Here is a 1,694-nt window from a genome sequence, read left to right as displayed (position 1 = left end):
CGCCGGCGTCCTCGAAGAACTGGCCCGTCGGGCCGTCGTCGGGCAGGGTCGCGAGTTTGATGGCGATGGCCGCGCCCTGTTCGGGGGTGCGCACGCCCCGGAAGCCGTTGAGGTCGGTCGCGACGTAGCCGGGGCAGCCGGCGTTGATCAGGATGTTCGTGCCGCTCAGCTCCCGGGCGTACTGGAGGGTGACGGCATTCAGGAGCGTCTTCGACGGCGAGTACGCCACGGCCACTGGACCTGTGGTCAGCTCACCAGCCGTCCCTGACTGCCGGGTGAGGGAGCCGACACTGCTGGACATGTTCACGATCCGCGGTGAGGCGGAGCGGCGCAGCAGCGGCATCATCGCGTTGGTGACGCGGATGACGCCGATGACGTTGGTCTCCACGACCGTGCGGATGGTGGCGGGGTCGACGCGGGTGGGCTCCTGGGGCGTGCCGCCTGTGATGGCGGCGTTGTTGACGAGCACGTCGAGGCGCCCGGCCTGTTCCTCGATCAGCCGTGCGGCGGCGGTCGCGCTCGCGTCGTCGGTCACGTCCAGGGGTACGCCGAACGCGTCGACGCCGGCCGCGCGCAGTCTCTCCACCGCGGCCTTGCGGCGCTGATCGTCGCGGGCGCCGACGCCGATGCTCCAGCCGAGGGCGCCCAGGCCTGCGGCGATCTCGTAGCCGATTCCCTTGTTTGCGCCGGTGACCAGCGCAATCGTTCGTTCGCTCATGGGAACCATGCTGCTCTCGGACCCCGGCGGGGGTCCAAGACCGATTGGGTGGGCAACGATACCTTCCAGGTATTGATCCGGAGTACCGTGGCCGGATGGAGACCAGGGAACTGCGCTACTTCGTCGCTGTCGCCGAAGAGTTGCACTTCGGGCGCGCCGCGCAGCGGCTCGGGATCGCACAGCCGCCTCTGTCACGGGCGATGCAGCAGCTCGAACGCCGACTCGGGGCAGCGCTGCTGGATCGGACCAGCCGCACAGTCACGCTGACCGAAGCCGGCTCGGTGCTGCTGGTCGAGGGCCGGGCGGCCCTCGACGCGGTCGAAGCGGCCGAGCGCCGGACCCGCCGCGCCGCCCTTTCCGCGACCGGCCGTCCCGGCCTGGTCCTGGTCGCGAAGGCCAGCGCGTCCCGCGAACTGCTGGCGAAACTGCTGGACGCGTACGCCGCCGAACCCGGCGCTGTCCCCGTCGACGTCATCCTGTGCGGCCCGGCCGAGCAGGAACGACTTCTGCGCGAGGGCCGGGCCGACGTGGCGCTGCTGCACCGGCCGTTCGACTCGACGGCCGGGTTCCACACCGAAGAGCTCAGCACGGAGGGCCAGGTTGTGGTCCTGCCGGCCGGGCATCCGCTCACCGTCCGGACCCATGTGCACATGGCCGACATCACCGGGCTGCCCGGCCTGCCCCTGCCGCGCTGGCCCGACCCCGACGGCACCTACCCGCCCGGCCCCGGCCCGCAGGTCCGCGACCACGCGCAGTTGTTGCAGCTCGTCGCGCTCGGCCGTGCTTGCGCGGTCTCACCGGAGTCGTGCCGAGATCAACTGCACGGTGACCTCGCCGCCGTGCCCGTGCTGGACGCGCCGAAAGTCACCACCGTGATCGCCTGGCCGCCGCACAGTCGGTCCAGAGCCGTCGCCGGCCTTGTCCGGACTGCGACCCGTCTCCGGTAGTTCCAACACGCCTGGCCAGGTTCCACCTA

The 1,694-nt window shown here is 71.2% G+C and carries 2 protein-coding genes; one reads left to right on the top strand and one right to left on the bottom strand.

What is annotated here, in order from left to right:
- Positions 1–718: SDR family NAD(P)-dependent oxidoreductase (locus tag ABD369_RS40485; protein ID WP_344641644.1), on the bottom strand; the 718-nt coding region annotated here is incomplete at its 3' end.
- Positions 719–813: 95 nt separating this feature from the next.
- Between ABD369_RS40485 and ABD369_RS40480 the strand changes: the two genes are divergently transcribed.
- Positions 814–1,665, top strand: coding sequence for a LysR family transcriptional regulator (locus ABD369_RS40480; protein ID WP_344641643.1), 852 nt, complete (start codon positions 814–816; stop codon positions 1,663–1,665).
- Positions 1,666–1,694: the final 29 nt, after the last annotated feature.

The sequence above is a fragment of the Kitasatospora cystarginea genome, assembly GCF_039533515.1.
Classification (GTDB): Bacteria; Actinomycetota; Actinomycetes; order Streptomycetales; family Streptomycetaceae; genus Kitasatospora; species Kitasatospora cystarginea.
Note: the sequence above shows the minus strand (reverse complement) of the source record. Positions and strands in the feature narration are given on the sequence as shown.

Coding starts and splice junctions, on each gene's coding strand:
- ABD369_RS40480 (WP_344641643.1), top strand. CDS start 814: ATGGAGACCAGGGAACTGCGCTACTTCGTCGCTGTCGCCGAAGAGTTG.